This is a genomic window from Bradyrhizobium sp. CCBAU 11357 (assembly GCF_028128865.1).
In the GTDB taxonomy this organism is placed as follows: domain Bacteria; phylum Pseudomonadota; class Alphaproteobacteria; order Rhizobiales; family Xanthobacteraceae; genus Bradyrhizobium.
Genome location: NZ_LBJW01000107.1, coordinates 1 through 14,901, shown reverse-complemented (window position 1 = coordinate 14,901; position 14,901 = coordinate 1). Strand labels below are relative to the sequence as shown.

Annotated in this window: 15 protein-coding genes; 7 read left to right on the top strand and 8 right to left on the bottom strand. The window is 64.9% G+C overall.

The genetic code is table 11. The features are described 5' to 3' along the window. Positions 1-92: 92 nt before the first annotated feature. Complete coding sequence (locus tag XI05_RS25435; RefSeq protein WP_271506945.1) at positions 93-512, bottom strand: RidA family protein; 420 nt, start codon at positions 510-512, stop codon at positions 93-95. 719 nt (positions 513-1,231) lie between these two features. Here XI05_RS25435 and XI05_RS25430 point away from each other — a divergent pair. From XI05_RS25430 to XI05_RS25420, 3 genes are all read left to right on the top strand, one after another. Then, entirely contained in the window at positions 1,232-2,443 is a 1,212-nt protein-coding gene (locus XI05_RS25430; protein ID WP_271506943.1) for an OpgC domain-containing protein, read from the top strand. A 41-nt stretch (positions 2,444-2,484) separates the two neighbouring features. Beyond that, positions 2,485-2,973 (top strand): DUF2059 domain-containing protein, encoded by a 489-nt coding sequence (locus tag XI05_RS25425; RefSeq protein ID WP_271506941.1) that lies wholly within the window; start codon positions 2,485-2,487, stop codon positions 2,971-2,973. A 141-nt stretch (positions 2,974-3,114) separates the two neighbouring features. Beyond that, positions 3,115-4,728, top strand: a complete 1,614-nt coding sequence (locus tag XI05_RS25420) for an acyl-CoA synthetase (protein ID WP_271506939.1) — start codon at positions 3,115-3,117, stop codon at positions 4,726-4,728. 36 nt (positions 4,729-4,764) lie between these two features. On the opposite strand, the gene XI05_RS25415 is transcribed toward XI05_RS25420, so the two are convergent. Together XI05_RS25415 and XI05_RS25410 are read right to left on the bottom strand one after the other, a co-directional pair. Further along, positions 4,765-5,715, bottom strand: a complete 951-nt coding sequence (locus tag XI05_RS25415; protein WP_271506937.1) for an AraC family transcriptional regulator — start codon at positions 5,713-5,715, stop codon at positions 4,765-4,767. Positions 5,716-5,922: 207 nt separating this feature from the next. Further along, a complete protein-coding gene (locus XI05_RS25410; protein ID WP_271506935.1) occupies positions 5,923-7,122 on the bottom strand; it encodes an MFS transporter in 1,200 nt (399 codons plus the stop codon). Positions 7,123-7,298: 176 nt separating this feature from the next. On the opposite strand from XI05_RS25410, the gene XI05_RS25405 reads away from it, so the two are divergent. From XI05_RS25405 to XI05_RS25395, 3 genes are all read left to right on the top strand, one after another. Beyond that, positions 7,299-8,102, top strand: a complete 804-nt coding sequence (locus XI05_RS25405) for an MBL fold metallo-hydrolase (RefSeq protein WP_271506933.1) — start codon at positions 7,299-7,301, stop codon at positions 8,100-8,102. A gap of 145 nt (positions 8,103-8,247) precedes the next feature. Continuing rightward, positions 8,248-9,264, top strand: a complete 1,017-nt coding sequence (locus XI05_RS25400; protein ID WP_271506931.1) for an alpha/beta fold hydrolase — start codon at positions 8,248-8,250, stop codon at positions 9,262-9,264. Positions 9,265-9,278: 14 nt separating this feature from the next. Continuing rightward, positions 9,279-10,226, top strand: coding sequence for a fatty acid desaturase (locus XI05_RS25395; protein ID WP_271506929.1), 948 nt, complete (start codon positions 9,279-9,281; stop codon positions 10,224-10,226). Positions 10,227-10,282: 56 nt separating this feature from the next. Here the strand turns inward: XI05_RS25395 and XI05_RS25390 are convergent, their stop codons facing one another. Continuing rightward, a complete protein-coding gene (locus tag XI05_RS25390) occupies positions 10,283-10,531 on the bottom strand; it encodes a hypothetical protein (protein WP_027574962.1) in 249 nt (82 codons plus the stop codon). A gap of 137 nt (positions 10,532-10,668) precedes the next feature. Further along, positions 10,669-11,649, bottom strand: a complete 981-nt coding sequence (locus XI05_RS25385) for a helix-turn-helix transcriptional regulator (RefSeq protein WP_271506927.1) — start codon at positions 11,647-11,649, stop codon at positions 10,669-10,671. A gap of 87 nt (positions 11,650-11,736) precedes the next feature. Here XI05_RS25385 and XI05_RS25380 point away from each other — a divergent pair, with 87 nt between their 5' ends. After that, positions 11,737-12,381, top strand: a complete 645-nt coding sequence (locus tag XI05_RS25380) for a glutathione S-transferase family protein (RefSeq protein WP_271506925.1) — start codon at positions 11,737-11,739, stop codon at positions 12,379-12,381. A 9-nt stretch (positions 12,382-12,390) separates the two neighbouring features. Here XI05_RS25380 and XI05_RS25375 read toward each other — a convergent pair whose 3' ends face one another. From XI05_RS25375 to XI05_RS25365, 3 genes are all read right to left on the bottom strand, one after another. Continuing rightward, positions 12,391-13,176 (bottom strand): enoyl-CoA hydratase/isomerase family protein, encoded by a 786-nt coding sequence (locus XI05_RS25375; protein WP_271506923.1) that lies wholly within the window; start codon positions 13,174-13,176, stop codon positions 12,391-12,393. Between the two features lie 11 nt (positions 13,177-13,187). Continuing rightward, complete coding sequence (locus XI05_RS25370; RefSeq protein ID WP_271506921.1) at positions 13,188-14,294, bottom strand: cyclic nucleotide-gated ion channel; 1,107 nt, start codon at positions 14,292-14,294, stop codon at positions 13,188-13,190. A gap of 161 nt (positions 14,295-14,455) precedes the next feature. Further along, positions 14,456-14,674 carry a hypothetical protein gene (locus tag XI05_RS25365; RefSeq protein ID WP_271506920.1) on the bottom strand — a complete coding sequence of 73 codons (219 nt, stop codon included), beginning with the start codon at positions 14,672-14,674 and terminating at the stop codon, positions 14,456-14,458. Positions 14,675-14,901 lie beyond the last annotated feature (227 nt).

Here is a 14,901-nt window from a genome sequence, read left to right as displayed (position 1 = left end):
GACATGCCGCCTCCGTAATTCCTTACGCCCAAACGCAATGCTCCTGCCACGGTCGGTTCGGTGCTTACGGTCGAGCCTCACCCAGACTGCAATCAGCCGTTTCGCGCCAGGAAAACCGCAGAAGGCTCCACCTCGATCAGGAACTCATCTCTGGCAAGGCTTGGCACGCCAATCCAGGTCGTGCACGGCGGATGATCGCCAAACGCCGCCTTGAGGGCGTAGCTGATGGCTTTGCCTTCTTGGATGTGACTCTGCTTGATGTAGAGCCGCAACGCACCCACCTGATCGAGTTTCGCACCGACAGATGCCAGCGCAACGCTAAGGTTTTCTAAGCTCTTGCTGAGTTGACGGCCGATGTCGCCAGCGCCAACGACGTTCTGTTCTGCATCCCAGGCAACCTGGCCGGACACATACACAACGTCGCCAAACGGCGTGGGGACAGTGGCAACCTGCGCAAACCCGTAGCGCAGGCTATCGAAAATTCCGACAGGAACATGCACCGATCGGCTCATGAACGCTTCCCTTGGCCAGAGCGCCAGCGGCGGCGCCACCACGAGTAGAGCAGAAAGCCAGCAAGCGGGGAAACGCACACGCGGGCCAGGTAGGCTCTCTTGTCGAAGACAATCAATTCACTCGATCAAGAGGCGAATGATGGTACCAGCACTGGACTGCACCAAACTCCGACTGTCCATCGGCCAACGTCGGAGAAAACAAAAGTCCTAACGTGCCTCGACCGCACAACTCGCTCGCGCCGAAAGGCGCAGCCAGACCCCGGCCTGTCCGACCTCCTGCGATGATGCCACTATGCTCCTGTTTTGCCCGACGAAGCAAATCGCGGAAGACGTCATTCGGAATGGGCGGCAACGATCGCGGCCAATTCTCCTCGGCTTGCTTGAGCGAGCCGGACGGGCGAGTCAAACCACATCCCTTGGCTTTTTGGCTCCTGACATCCTGCCCGACCCGCACCCAATCCCGCTCCCCACCTAACCCATTGATCTTGCAACCATCGTCTACTGTGCATGGGGTTGTTTTCGCGAGTTTTGAGATCGGGCCCGCCTGTTGCAGCGCGAAGGCGCGGGTTCGCTGCCCCACAAGTCCCTTGCGTGGCTCCCGGGGTCGGCTACCGTTGCCAGGCTAGCCAATGCGGCAGTCGACCTTTTGATTCACGTTTTTTAGCATCCGATTGTTCGGCGCCGCTTTTGGCGCGACGCCCAGCGAACGAGGCGGGGCCATGATCACACGGGACCAGTCGGCATTGTTGGCGCCGGTCGAGCGCGATTTGCGACTCGATCTCTTCCGCGGCATCGGCCTGTGGATGATCTTCCTCGACCACATCCCGCACGATGTCGTGGCCTGGCTGACGCTGCGCAATTTCGGCTTCAGCGACGCCGCCGAATTCTTCGTCTTCATCTCCGGCTATCTCGTCGGCTGGATCTACGGGCCGATCGTCGCCGGCGGCTGGTTCCTCGCCGCGCTCAAGCGGCTGTGGCGCCGCGCGGCGGAGATGTACGTCGCCCATATCATGCTATTCCTGTTGTTCACCGCGCAGATCGCCCGCACCGCGCGCCGCTTCGACAATCCGATGTACGAGCACGAGTTCAACGTGTTCAATTTCCTGGCGCACCCGGACGAGTTGATCGGGCAGGCGATCCTGTTGAAATACAAGCCGGTCAATCTCGACGTGCTGCCGCTCTACATCACGCTGGTGTTGGCCGCGCCCTTCATCGTGTGGGGCCTGGTGCGGCGGCCGAACCTGACGCTCGCCGGCTCGGTCGTGCTCTACATTCTGTCGCGCTGGTTCGACTGGAACGTGGCGTCCTATCCGCCCGGCAGCCACTGGTACTTCAATCCGTTCTGTTGGCAGCTGATGTTCGTGTTCGCGGCCTGGTGCGGCATCGGCCAGATCGACAAGATCGCCCGATGGGTGTGGTCGAAGCCGGCGATGGCGCTGGCTGCGGCCTGGCTCGTCTTTGCCCTGCTGATCGTGATGACCTGGCACGTCCACGCGCTGGAAGCCCTGATCCCGAAATGGATGATCAAGGCGATTTACCCGATCGACAAGACCGACCTCGACATGCTGCGCTTCACCCATTTCCTGGCGCTGGCGATCTGGGTGACCTACTTCCTGACGCGCAAATGGCGGCCGCTGTACCGCGGCTGGCTGCGCCCGGTGATCCTCTGCGGCCAGCATTCGCTGCCGATCTTCTGCTTGGGCGTGTTCTTGTCGTTCTCGGCGCACTGGATCCTCACTCAGTACAACAAGGGCATCTGGGAACAGCTTGCCGTCTCCATCGCCGGCATCGTCGTCATGATTGGCGCGGCATGGCTGCTCGACCGGGCCAAGCGGGTGCCGAACCTGTTCGTGAAGGTGACGGAGGTCGAGGAGACGGCATTGCAAAGCACGCCGGCGGCGACGGCCGCGGCAGTGCCTGCGGCTCGTTGAAACATCGCGCATCCGGCTTCCACGTGGCGAAGGAGAGATTCATGTCGAGACGTGTGTTGACCATCGCCGGCGTCCTGCTGCTCCTCACCTGCGCTGCATCGGCACAGACGCCCTCGCCGGAGGCGATGGACGCGGCGCGCAAGCTCGTGGTCACCTTGAAGCTCGCGGAGCCCTATCGCGCGCTATTGCCGCAGCTGCTGCTCAAGCTCCGCCCGGTGGTCGCGCAGGACCGGCCGGAGATGGAGCGCGACTATGACGCGATGACGGCGGCCGGCTCCGAGATCTACGCTCCGGCCCTTGCGGCGATCACCGACCAGATCGCCGCGCTCTATGCTGCGAGTTTCAGCGTCGACGAGTTGCGCCAGATCGAGGCGTTCTATGCCCAGCCCGCGGGGCAGAAGTTCCTGGCCAAGTCGGATGCGCTGGCGCAGGCGAGCGCGCAGGTCGGCCAGGACGTCAGCCAGAAGGTCGCCGACGATCTGAAGCTGCGTCTGATCGAGACGCTCCGGCAGAAAGGGCGCAAGCCCTGAACCGTATTGATGTACGGCATCCGTCGCGCAAATCCATTCAGCTGCGGCCTCAGTTTGACGGCGCTGACAGCGCCGACTACGCTTCCATCGAACACGAAAGCTCGCGGCATTTGTGCCGAGCGAAAATTCCACGGGGAAGAAATGACCGTCGACACCGCAGCCACCATCTCGAAAGCGCGCGAGCATTCCATCGGCGATCTCCTGCGCCGCTCCGCAGGCCGCGAGCCGAACAAGCTCGCGGTGAGCTGCGGCGATGTGAGCTGGAGCTTTGCAGAGATGGACGCGATCTGCAACCGGCTCGGCCGCGGCCTGCTCGGGCTCGGCGTGAAGAAGGGCGACCGCCTCGCCGTACTCTCGCGCAACTCGCACGCCTTCGCGGCGCTGCGCTTCGCCGTGGCGCGGATCGGCGCCGTGCTGGTGCCGATCAACTTCATGCTCAATCCGGACGAGATCAACTTCATCCTGAAGAGCTCCGGCGCAAAGCTGCTCGCGACCGGACCCGATTTCGTCGAGCCGGCACGCGCGGCGAGCGCGAAGGATTGCGCGGTCGAGAAGATGATCTGGCTGCCGGGCGAGGATCCCGCCACCGCGCCGGCCGGCCTCACCACCTTCGACGATCTCTTGCATGCCGACGGCTCGTTCCTGGACGCGTCGGTCGACAGCCGCGATCTCGCGCAGATCGTCTACACCTCAGGCACGGAATCGCTGCCCAAGGGCGCGATGCTGACCCATGAAGCCGTGATGTGGCAGTATGTCAGCTGCGTCATCGACGGCGGCATGAGTGCGGACGACAAGTTCCTGCACGCCCTGCCGCTCTATCACTGCGCCCAGTTGGATGTGTTCCTGGGTCCGCAGGTTTATCTCGGCGCCTCCGGTGTCATCACGGGCAAGCCGACCGCCGACAACATCCTGGCGCTGATCCAGGCGCACAGGATCACCTCGTTCTTCGCGCCGCCGACGATCTGGATCGCGATGCTGCGCTCGCCGAACTTCGACAAGACCGATCTGTCGACCTTGCAGAAGGGCTATTACGGCGCCTCGATCATGCCGGTGGAAGTCCTGCTCGAGCTTCAGCGCCGCCTGCCCGCCGTGAAATTCTGGAACTTCTACGGCCAGACCGAGATCGCGCCGCTCGCGACCGTGCTGCGGCCGGAGGACCAGCTCCGCAAGGCCGGCTCCGCCGGCAAGCCCGTGATCAATGTCGAGACGCGCGTCGTCAACACGGCGATGGAGGACGTCGAGGTCGGCGAAGTCGGCGAGATCGTGCATCGCTCGCCGCATCTGCTCTCCGGCTATTACAACGATCCAGTCAAGACCGCGGCGGCATTCGCCGGCGGCTGGTTTCACTCCGGCGATCTCGCCACCGTCGACGAGGAAGGCCACATCACGGTGGTCGACCGCGTCAAGGACATGATCAAGACCGGCGGCGAGAATGTCGCGAGCCGCGAGGTCGAGGAGATGGTCTATCGCATCCCAGAGGTCTCGGAGGTCGCGGTGGTCGGCCTGCCCGATCCGCGCTGGATCGAGGCGGTGACCGCCATCGTCGTGGTCAAGACCGGAGCAAAGCTCGACGAAGAAACTGTCATCAGGCATTGCGCCGGCCATATGGCCCATTTCAAGGTGCCCAAGCGCGTGATCTTCGTGGACGCCTTGCCGAAGAATCCGAGCGGCAAGCTGCTCAAGCGCGAGCTGCGCCAGCGCTTCGTCGGCGGCGAGACGCTCGACAAGGCGGTGCAGAAGAGCTTCGGGACCTAGCAGGCATCGTTCCGGCGCCGTCGCGGCGGAAGCGGCCTATTCGGCCTCGCTGGCCAGCTTCCTGACATCGTCGGGCGTCGCTCCGAAACGGCGGCGAAACGCGCGATGGAAGTAGGAGACGTCGTGAAATCCAGCGAGGTGCGCGATCTCGATGATCTTGCGCGAGCGCAGGCCCGGGTTCCGAAGCAGCCGCTCGGCGCGCAGCAGACGTTGCTCGAGCACGAAGCCGCTATAGGTGATGCCGGCCTTCTCGAACAGCAGCTGGATCGTGCGCGCGCTGATGCGGTGCGTGGCCGCAAGGTCGGACAGCGACAGCGCGGCGCTGTCCAGCTGCGCCAGAATGTCGGCCTTGATGGCTTCGAAACGCGCTGCCGCAAGGCCGCGCAGTCGCGCCTCCTCGGCGACATCGCCGCGCGCTCCGATCATCAGCACGGCGAGGTCGAACAGGTGCTGCGAGACCGCATCGAGCTCGGCGGGGGCGAGCTTGTCGGCATGCGCGTGTGCGAGGTCGTAATACCGCAGGAACATCGACGTGATCGGGCTGGCGCCAGGGATCGCGCGTGCAATCAGGTCCTCGGCGTTCGGGCACGCGCGCAGCAGCGCCTTGCGCGGTAGCAGCGCGGTCTGGAAGTTGCCATAGGCCATCTGTGTGACTCGCGCACCCCTGATCGACGGATCTCCGATCGTGAGGTCGCCGGCGGCGATGTTCAGCGCGCGCTTGGCCATGGTCCCGCTCAGGGCCGAATTCGGCGACATGACGACCACCAATTCGTCGTTGGTGCCCATGGACACGAAGCTCATCGGCGTACCGTGGGAGGCGGACAGCCTCACGCGCGGGAGGACGGCGGGCCTGATGGTCCGGTGCACAGGGCCGTCTCCGATCGGAACGAAATCGGTCCCCATCACCTGCCGGCAGAACTGCTCCCGCCAGCCCTCATAGGCCGGTCCAGTGGGATCGCCGCTGAATGAGAGCTGAGGCTGGGTCATGGGTCGGCGGTAAACGTCGGTGGGCGATCGGTTGCAGTGATAGATATCCTGGTTGGTGCGCCGCACTGCGGCAACGAGAAAAGCGCCGGATTGCGCGAAAAACCACTCGCAACTACGCGCCGAGCCAGCGACCAGGTGCCGCAGCCTGCTTATTGGGCAGATCGAAGGCGGGTACGTTGCGTCGCGACCGCCATACGGCGCTGTGGCTCAATACTTCTTCACCGCTCCGCCGAAGGCCAGCCATAGCGCGATCGACGCGATGCCGAAGCCGCCGAGCAGCAGGAAGGTCGGCCCGTAGCCGATCCATTGCGCGATCCAGCCGCCGAGGGCGGGACTGAGGCTCGCGCCGACGCCCTGCACGGTGATCACGGCGCCCTGGCCGAGATTGATGCGGCCGGTGCCGTTGAGCGAGCGCGCGACCATGCCGGGGACGGCGACGGTCTGCAGTCCGGTGCCGATGCCGTCGAGCACCTGCATCGGCACCACGCCCCACCATCCCGTGACGAAGAAGGCGAGCACGCCGCGGACCGGCAAGAACATGAAAGACACCAGGATCACGGGCCAGTAATTGCGCTTGCTCGCGGCCTTCATCGCGATCAGCGACGTCACGGTCATCACGCCTTGTGCGATCACCACGGTGGTTGCGACGAAGCTCGGCCCGTTGGCTTGTCCCTCGGCGACCGCGGCAAGTCCGTACAGCGGCACGATCGCGGCATTGCCGAGATGGAACAGCGCGAGGGCGAGAGCCAGCACGAGCAGCGCCTTGTGCTTCAGCAGCATCGCCATCGCATCCGGCGGCGCCTTGGAATCGTCTTCCTTGCTGCCGCGCGCGGCACGGTCGTCGATCGCCTCGGCTGGAATCATCATGACGCAGGCGATGGCGATGGCACCGAACACGGCCGCCAGAGCGAACACGGCGACATAGCCGAACTTGTAGCCGAGATAGCCCGACAATGCGGCGCCAACCATGTTGCCGGCATGGTTGAAGGCCTGGTTGCGGCCGTTGAGCGCATTGAAGCCCTTCTGCTTGGCGATGCCGAGCGTGATGCCCGTGACCGCCGGCACGATTGCGGCGCTCGCCAGCGATTGCGCGACTTGCGAGAAGGTCACCGCCCAGAAGTTTTGCGAGATCAGGATGATTGCGGATGCCGCGACCACGCAGATGCCGGGAATGACGACCCAGAGCCGCTTGCTGCGGCTGGAATCGATGAAGCCGCCGATCGGCGTGGTGATCAGCATGCCCGCGACATTGCCGATGGTCATGGCGGTGCCGATCAGCCCGCTGGCCCAGCCACGCTCCTGGAGGAACACCCCGACGAACGGCCCGATGCCCGACTGCATGTCGGCCATGAAGAAGTTGAGCGCGAACAGGGGCCAGATGCGAGACGTTGAAGGGCGCGATGTCATCGAGACGCTGAACTTGATGCTGCCGATCGAATCGGATCTCGCATGAGGCGGGCACGGCGGACGCCCGGGCGGACCAGAACTTAACCTGCTCTCATCGCATTGGTTCCGGTTGCTCTTGCGATCCGGCGACTGCGACGTCATGTCTTGCAAGAATGGACTCAAGATGGATCACCGCAATGGCCTTATGGACCTGCGCAACCTGCGGCGCTCAATTCCCGGATAGTGGAAATCCCCCTGCGACCTGTCCGATCTGCGAGGACGAGCGCCAGTTCGTCGGCTGGAGCGGTCAAGCCTTCCTTACGCGCGAGGAGCTCGCGCGCAAGCACCGACTGGTGGTGCGCGACGATCTCGGCCTGACCGGGATCGGGATGGAGCCCAGCTTTGCCATCGGCCAGCGTGCGCTGCTGGTGCCCGACGGCGACGGCTGCGTGATGTGGGATTGCCTTCCGCTCGCGACCGACGAGGTCAACCAGCACGTCGCAGCACTCGGCGGCCTCAAGGCTATCGCGATCTCGCATCCGCATTACTATGGCGCGGCTGCCGACTGGAGCGACACATTCGGCGGCGTGCCCATCTATCTGCACGCCGACGATCGCGCCTTCGTCACGCGGCCTCATCCGGCGATCGTGCACTGGACCGGCGAAAGCCATCGCCTCTCCGACGGCGTGCGGCTGCTGCGCACCGGCGGCCACTTTGCCGGCGCCACGGTGCTGCATTATGCGCGTGGTGCGGACGGCAAGGGCGCGTTGCTCACGGGGGATATCGCGCAGGTGACGATGGACCGGCGCTTCGTCAGCTTCATGTATTCCTATCCGAACTACATGCCGCTCAACGCCGCCGCGGTGCGGCGCATTGCGTCAGCCGTGGAGCCGCTCGCCTTCGACCGGATCTACGGCGCCTGGTGGGGCCGCAACATCGCCAGCGGTGCCAAGGTGGCGTTTGCTGCGTCGGTCGCGCGCTATCTCGCAGCCATCGCCTGAGCCGGGCTGCGGATCGGATTTATCTTGCCGCTCTCGAATAACTGTACTAAAGGTACATTATAAGGCGAGCGGCGCATCCGTGAAAGCCGGCATGATCGATGCATCGCGACGCCGAAAAGGCCGCCGTGAGCGGGAGCTTAAGTGCATGACGGCGCAACGCGATTACGAGATTTTCGAGGCCGGCGACGTCACGCTCCAGTCCGGGACCGAGTTTCCCGCGCTGAAGCTCGCCTACAAGACCTACGGCACGCTGAGCGCCGCCAGGGACAACGTCATCCTCTATCCGACCTCGTTCAGCGCGCAGCACACCGACATTGAATGGCTGATCGGTCCCGACGGCGTGCTCGATCCCACGCGTTACTTCATCATCATTCCGAACCTGTTCGGCAACGGCCTGTCGTCCTCGCCCTCGAACACGCCCGGGTCCTTCCCCGAGGTGAGCTATCACGATGCCATCGCGGTCCAGCACCGGCTGCTCACCGAACATCTCGGCATCTCGAAGCTTGCGCTGGTCTACGGCTGGTCGATGGGCGGCATGCAGGCCTATCACTGGGCGGCGCTGCATCCCGACATGGTCGCGCGCGCCGCGGTCGTCTGCGGCAGCGCCCGCTGCGCACCCTACAACCACGTCTTCCTCGAAAGCGTGAAGGCCGCGCTCACGGCCGATCCGGCGTTCCGCGACGGCCGTTTCCTCGAAAAACCCGCCGCCGGCTATCGCGTCATGGGACGCGTCTATGCCGGCTGGGCGATGTCGCACGGCTTCTATCGCGACGAGCTCTGGCGCGAAGCCGGCTTCACCTCGCTCGAGGATTATCTCACCCGCGCCTGGGATGCGACCTTCGCGCGGCGCGATGCCAACGATCTTCTGGCGCAAATGGGCATCTGGCAGCGTGGCGACATCAGTCGCTGTGCGGCATTCGCTGGCGATCTCGATCGGGCGCTGGCGGCGATCAAGGCGCACATGCTGCTGATGCCGGGCGCGACCGACCGCTATTTCGACCTCCGCGACAATGAGGACGAACTCGGCAAGCTCGTCAATGCAAGGTCAGCCGTTCTGCATCCGATCCCATCGCTGCATGGCCATCGCGCCGGCAACCCCGTCAACAATCCACGCGACCAGGCCTTCATCAAGACCGAGATCGCCGAGCTTCTCCGCAAGTAGGTAGGCAACCGATCATGAGCGACGCAGTTATTTCGGACGCCGGTCATCGCCTGAAGCCGCTAACGCCGGCCACGCTGCGCGAATTGTCGGTTCGCTCCAACGTCAGAGGTGCGGTGCAAAGCCTCGGCCATTACGGCGTGATTGTGCTGGTGGGCGCACTGATCTGGCTCGTTTCGTCGAGCTGGGGCGTGCTTTGGGCGCTGCCGCTGATGGTGGTGCAGGGCTATGTCGTCGGCTTCCTGTTCATGGCGGTGCATGAGACCGCGCACAAGACCGCGTTCAGGAGCCGCGGCCTCAATCTCGGCGTCGGCTATCTCTCGGCGTTCGTCATCGGGCTGCCTTACGAATATTACTGCCTGTTTCACTGGGACCATCATCGCTACACGCAGGACCCGGAAAGGGATCCCGAGCTGATCGTCGGGGTGAAGCCGGCATCCGACGCGCAGCTTGCGCTCGCCTATAGCGGCTTGCTCCAGGTCGCCGGCCGTCTGCGGCTGATGCTGGGTCATGCGATCACCGGCAAGGTCGTCGTGCCATGGATACCCGAGAGCAAGCGCAGCACCATCGTGGCCGAGGCGCGCGTCTATGTCGCGCTCTACGCCCTGCTGCTCGCGCTCTCGCTGTGGTTCTCTTCAGCGCTGCTGCTCTGGGTCTGGATCGTGCCGCTGATCATCGGGCAGTTCTTCCTGCGGCCCTATCTCTATGCCGAGCATACCGGCTGCGACCGCACCCGCAGCGCCTTTCGGAACACCCGCACCACCTATACCGGTGCCATCGTCAAATGGTTGGCGTGGAACATGCCCTATCATGTCGAGCACCACGCTTATCCCTCGATCCCCTTTCACGCGCTGCCGAAGCTGAACGCGATCGTCGATGGCGAGATCGTCCATCGCGGCCGCGGCTACATCAGAACGACGCGCGAGACCTGGGCCTGGTTTCGCCGGCAGCGGCAGGCGGGCTAGCTCAACGCAAAGCTCCGGCCGCGATGCGACCGGAGCTTTGTCGTGAAGGCGAGATATCAGTAGATCCCGTAGGCGCAGACATTCACGACGCGCACGCGCAGGCCGTGCCGGGTCTGGACCAGGCGCTCCTGGTAGCAATTGCTGACGCCGGTGTTGACATAGACGCCGCCGAAGCCCCAGCCGGGACCCCAGTGATGACCCCAGTGATGATGATGGAAGCCACCGGCCGAAGCGGCGGTGGGCGCGAGAGCGGCAACGCCGAGCGAACCGGCAGCGATCAGACCAAGTGCAAGCTTACGAAACATCTTCATTCTCCATTCGGCGCTAGGGCCATTGTTGCGTCCCTGGCTTTCGGTCGAGACGAGACGCGATCGCGTTCATGGCGGGCGGGAAGAATCGTGTTTCAGGAATGTTTCGTCGGCTGCAGCAAAATGTGCCGCGATCAGGCTTTGCGCGCCGCGGGATAGCGCGCGGCCATCGCTTGCGTCATCTCGGCCATCTTGCCGCGGAGATCGGCGGGTTCCAGCACTTCGGCCTCCGGGCCAAGCCGCAGCAGTTCGGCCGCTGCGTGCCACGACGTCTTGCCGACCGGCACGCGCGCAATGCGCCAGCCGTCTGCGTCGGTCGTCTCCTCGAGCTGCGTGCGCGCCTTGACGTAGGGCTGGCTCAGCGCGTCGAGCAGCTTGACGCCGAACGGCGACAGCCGGACGATCGCGACATTGGGATGCATCTCGGCTTCGAGACGAAGTGTCGCAGCGCGCCAGTAAGCAGCGAGATCGAAATCGGCGGGGCGGTCGAAGCGGTCATCGAGCGCCGCGCAGTCGAGCACGCGTGCGACGCGATAGGTGCGCACGCTGCCGTCGACTTGTCCTGCGAGATACCAGCTGCCGCCCTTCACCACGAGGCCGAGCGGTGCGACGCGGCGCTGCTTCTCCGCACGCCAGCTCTGGTAACGAATCCTGATCAGCGTCCCGCGCAGCACCGCGCCGGCGATGGTGCGCAGGTGCTTCGGGTCTTCCGTTTCGCCGAACCAGCCGGGCGCGTCCAGGTGGAAACGCTCCTGCATCCGCCCGGCATCCTCCCGCAAATTCGCAGGCAGGGCCGCCATCAGCTTGTTTTGGGCGGCGATCATCGCGGCATCGAGCCCGAGCGCCGCGGCCGGGCCTGGCAACCCCGCCAGGAACAGCGCGCCGGCCTCGCTCTGCGACAGCCCGTTCAGCCGCACGCGATAGCCGTCGAGCAGGCGATAGCCGCCTTCCGCGCCACGGTCGGCGTAGACCGGAACGCCGGACGCCGCGAGCGCGTCGATGTCGCGATAGATCGTGCGCACCGACACTTCGCAGGCCTCTGCGAGTTCGGGCGCGGTGACCTGTCCCCTGGCCTGGAGGGTGGTGAGGATCGACAGCATCCGGCTCGCGCGCATGATCCCTTAAACCATACCTGACACAGGATGTCAGGTATGGTTCGCTACAAGCTGCGCCATCGCCCGACGGCACCGAGGAGACGCGCCATGACCGATTCGAACCGCATCACGCTGTATTACTCGCCGCAGACGCGCGCCACCGGGACGCGGGTGCTGCTGGAGGAGCTGGGTGCGCCCTACGGTCTCCATGTCCTCAACATGAAGGCCGGCGAGCAGCGCAAGCCCGCCTATCTCGCCATCAACCCGCTCGGCAAGGTGCCTGCGGTTCGCCACGGCGGGGCGCTGGTGACCGAGCAGGTCGCGATCACGATCTATCTCGCCGATTTGTTTCCGCAGGCGGGGTTGACGCCCGCCCTGAACGATCCGCTGCGCGGGCCTTATCTGCGCTGGATCGCCTATTACGGCTCGTCGTTCGAGCCGGCCTTGATCGACAAGTTCATGCAGCGTGAGCCAGCGCCGATCACGCAATCGCCCTATGCCGATTACGATACGATGCTGGGTGCGCTCGAGGCCCAGCTGGCGAAAGGACCCTATCTGCTCGGCGAGCGCATGACGGCGGCGGACGTATTGTGGGGCGTCGCCTTCAGCTGGACCATGATGTTCGGCATCGTGCCGAAGAAGGACGTCTTCGTCCGCTATGCCGAGCGCATGACGGCGCGGCCGGCGTTCCAGCGCATCACCGCGGCGGATGAGGAGATGGCGGCGCAGCATGCCGCTGTGGCGGGCGGATGAGAGGGCGCTTCAAAACCGCGGTGCCCGCTTCTCGGCGAATGCCTTGATACCCTCCTTGATCTCGTCACCGCGCATGCTGTCGCGGTGGCGCCGGTCGGCGGCGGCTTCGTCGAGCTCGCCGCGGGCGAACTCGTTGATCGCGCGCTTCATGCCGCGCATCGCCTGCGGCGCGTTGCCGGCGAGGATCGCAGCGAGCTTGTCGACCTCCTCGTCCAGGAATTCCACCGGCACCATCGCGGTGAGATAGCCGATGCGCAGCATCTCCGGGGCGCTGATCTTCTGCGCGGTCAGGAACAGCTTCTTCGCATTGTCGACGCCGAGGCGGGTCACATAGCGTTTGATCCCGCTCGGGTAATAGTGCAGCCCGAGCCGCGCCGCCGGCATGAACATTTCCGCGGTATCGACGCCGATGCGGAAATCGCAAGCGAGTGCGAGGTCGGTCGAGCCGCCATAGACGCCGCCATTGAGCCGGCAGATCGTTGGTACGCCGAGATCCTCGAGCCGGTTGACCACCGCCTCGAAGGCGGAGCCCGCGCTTTGCTGCTCGCTCGCGCTGACCGCGCGTTCCGCCACCGAATTGAGATCGTAGCCGGCGGAGAAGGCGCGCCCGGTTCCGGTCAGCACCAGCACGCGAATATCGGGATCGGCCTCGATCCGGTCGAACAGTCTGACGAGTTCGTCGAGATCCTCCGCCTGCAGCCGGTTGAGATGCTTCGGCCGGTTGAGGCGGATGGTGGCGCGGGCGCCGGCGAGTTCGAGCAGCGGGCCGGTGGCTGCGTCGGCTGTGTCCGACATTCTTGTCTCCATTACTTGTTTTCGAGCGCGCGCCGCTTTGCTTCCGCATCGATGGTTTCGGCGAGATCCGGATGCCGTGCCATCAGCACGCGGAAATCGACGAGGTCGAGCACCAGCAGCTGCGACACCTTCGTGGTCGAGACGTTGGCCCCGCGCTTGTTGTTGCCGAGCAGCGCCATCTCGCCGAAGAAGGCGCCTTCGCCGAGCTGCACCTTCTTGCCGGGCAGATCGACCTCGACCTCGCCGGCGGCGATGAAATACATGCAGTCCCCCTGCGCACCCTTGCGGATGATCGTGGTGCGCGCCGGCAGCTCGATGGTGCGCAGCATGTGGGTGACGTCGGCGATCGCCGCCGGTCCCAGGGTTGCGAAGAACGGCACCTTGCTGACGGATTCCCAGGTCTTGAGGAAATTGTCGCGCCGTGTCTCCGCGGCAAAGCCGGTCGCCAGGATACCGGTCCAGAGGCCGAACACGCCGAGGCCCGAGATCATCACCAGCGCTGCCACCAAGCGGCCCAGCGGGGTGACCGGCACGACGTCGCCATAGCCGGTCGTGGTCAGGGTCACCACCGCCCACCACAATGCGCTCGGGACGCTGCCGAATGTCTGCGGCTGCACGTCCCGCTCCAGGAAATATTCAGCGACGGAGGCGAGGAAGACCACCATCAGGAAGATCACGAGCACGCTGACCAACGGCCCCGATTCCAGCACCAGAACGCGGCGCAGCTGCCGCAGACCGGGAATGCCCGGCACCACCTTCAGCACCCAGAGCACGCTGAGCAACCAGGCCGTCTTCGGCTCGACGCCGAGGAGAAGCGCGGCCGGTACGGCCAGCGCCCCGATCGCATCGACGATGCCGGCGGAGGAGGAGACGTAGAGCGAAAGCCGCCCTTGCCGCGCCATATGGCGCAGCCGCACCAGCCATTCGAACACGAAATAGGCGAGGCAGGTCCAGAGCAGGGCGCCGACCCAGCCCCACGCCTCTTTGGCCCGGTTGTCCGTCAGCAGCACCATGCCGAGCACGCCGACGGTCACCGCGACATAGGCCGCCTTGGTCATGTTGCGGCCGGCCGTGGCGGCCGCGAACTGGGCCAGAGCGGAGATCAGCGGCTTGGACATGCGAAGAAGGCTATTCGGTCTCGGGGCAGGTCTCGAGGCCCCGGATGGGACGTCGGCGCCAAAGTGCCTGCCCGGGCGGAGGCCGTCAACGACTGTGCAGGTCGTTTTGCCGGCGTCGCTGCGCCGGGCCCGCCGTCGGTGCCGCCATCGCCGGCGAGGTGCTACCTGAAATGTGGCGGCTCGTCGTAGCCGCGGCGACTGCTGAAGAACAGCAGCACCATCAGCCCGACGCCGACGATGACGGAAAACCCCGCGCCCAGCGCCAGTGCCACATAGCCTTCCGTCGGGATCGGCTCACCTTCGACCGCCATTGCGGAATAGGCGAAGTATCCGGCCGCCGCCAGCATTGCCAGAAGGACGATGACGAGGAGTGCACGCATGCCGCGTTCTCCGGTTGCAACCGAAAGCCAACGGTTGCGAATGGGCAGGGTTCCAGACGGCTGATCGGACGGGAAGCCTCCGTGTCGTGCCCCGGACGCGGCGCAGCACGAAGTGATGCGCCGCAGAGCCGGGGCCCATGTGGCAACGCATACCGTGGTCGGTTCCTGATGGGGTGGACGGCCCCCTACGGCATCAGTTGTGCCAGAATGAGGTTGTCACACACCCA

Excerpts from the sequence above, each read along its gene's own strand:
- XI05_RS25435 (WP_271506945.1), bottom strand. The coding sequence starts at position 512 with ATGAGCCGATCGGTGCATGTTCCTGTCGGAATTTTCGATAGCCTGCGC.
- XI05_RS25430 (WP_271506943.1), top strand. The coding sequence starts at position 1,232 with ATGATCACACGGGACCAGTCGGCATTGTTGGCGCCGGTCGAGCGCGAT.
- XI05_RS25425 (WP_271506941.1), top strand. The coding sequence starts at position 2,485 with ATGTCGAGACGTGTGTTGACCATCGCCGGCGTCCTGCTGCTCCTCACC.
- XI05_RS25420 (WP_271506939.1), top strand. The coding sequence starts at position 3,115 with ATGACCGTCGACACCGCAGCCACCATCTCGAAAGCGCGCGAGCATTCC.
- XI05_RS25415 (WP_271506937.1), bottom strand. The coding sequence starts at position 5,715 with ATGACCCAGCCTCAGCTCTCATTCAGCGGCGATCCCACTGGACCGGCC.
- XI05_RS25410 (WP_271506935.1), bottom strand. The coding sequence starts at position 7,122 with ATGACATCGCGCCCTTCAACGTCTCGCATCTGGCCCCTGTTCGCGCTC.
- XI05_RS25405 (WP_271506933.1), top strand. The coding sequence starts at position 7,299 with ATGGCCTTATGGACCTGCGCAACCTGCGGCGCTCAATTCCCGGATAGT.
- XI05_RS25400 (WP_271506931.1), top strand. The coding sequence starts at position 8,248 with ATGACGGCGCAACGCGATTACGAGATTTTCGAGGCCGGCGACGTCACG.
- XI05_RS25395 (WP_271506929.1), top strand. The coding sequence starts at position 9,279 with ATGAGCGACGCAGTTATTTCGGACGCCGGTCATCGCCTGAAGCCGCTA.
- XI05_RS25390 (WP_027574962.1), bottom strand. The coding sequence starts at position 10,531 with ATGTTTCGTAAGCTTGCACTTGGTCTGATCGCTGCCGGTTCGCTCGGC.
- XI05_RS25385 (WP_271506927.1), bottom strand. The coding sequence starts at position 11,649 with ATGCGCGCGAGCCGGATGCTGTCGATCCTCACCACCCTCCAGGCCAGG.
- XI05_RS25380 (WP_271506925.1), top strand. The coding sequence starts at position 11,737 with ATGACCGATTCGAACCGCATCACGCTGTATTACTCGCCGCAGACGCGC.
- XI05_RS25375 (WP_271506923.1), bottom strand. The coding sequence starts at position 13,176 with ATGTCGGACACAGCCGACGCAGCCACCGGCCCGCTGCTCGAACTCGCC.
- XI05_RS25370 (WP_271506921.1), bottom strand. The coding sequence starts at position 14,294 with ATGTCCAAGCCGCTGATCTCCGCTCTGGCCCAGTTCGCGGCCGCCACG.
- XI05_RS25365 (WP_271506920.1), bottom strand. The coding sequence starts at position 14,674 with ATGCGTGCACTCCTCGTCATCGTCCTTCTGGCAATGCTGGCGGCGGCC.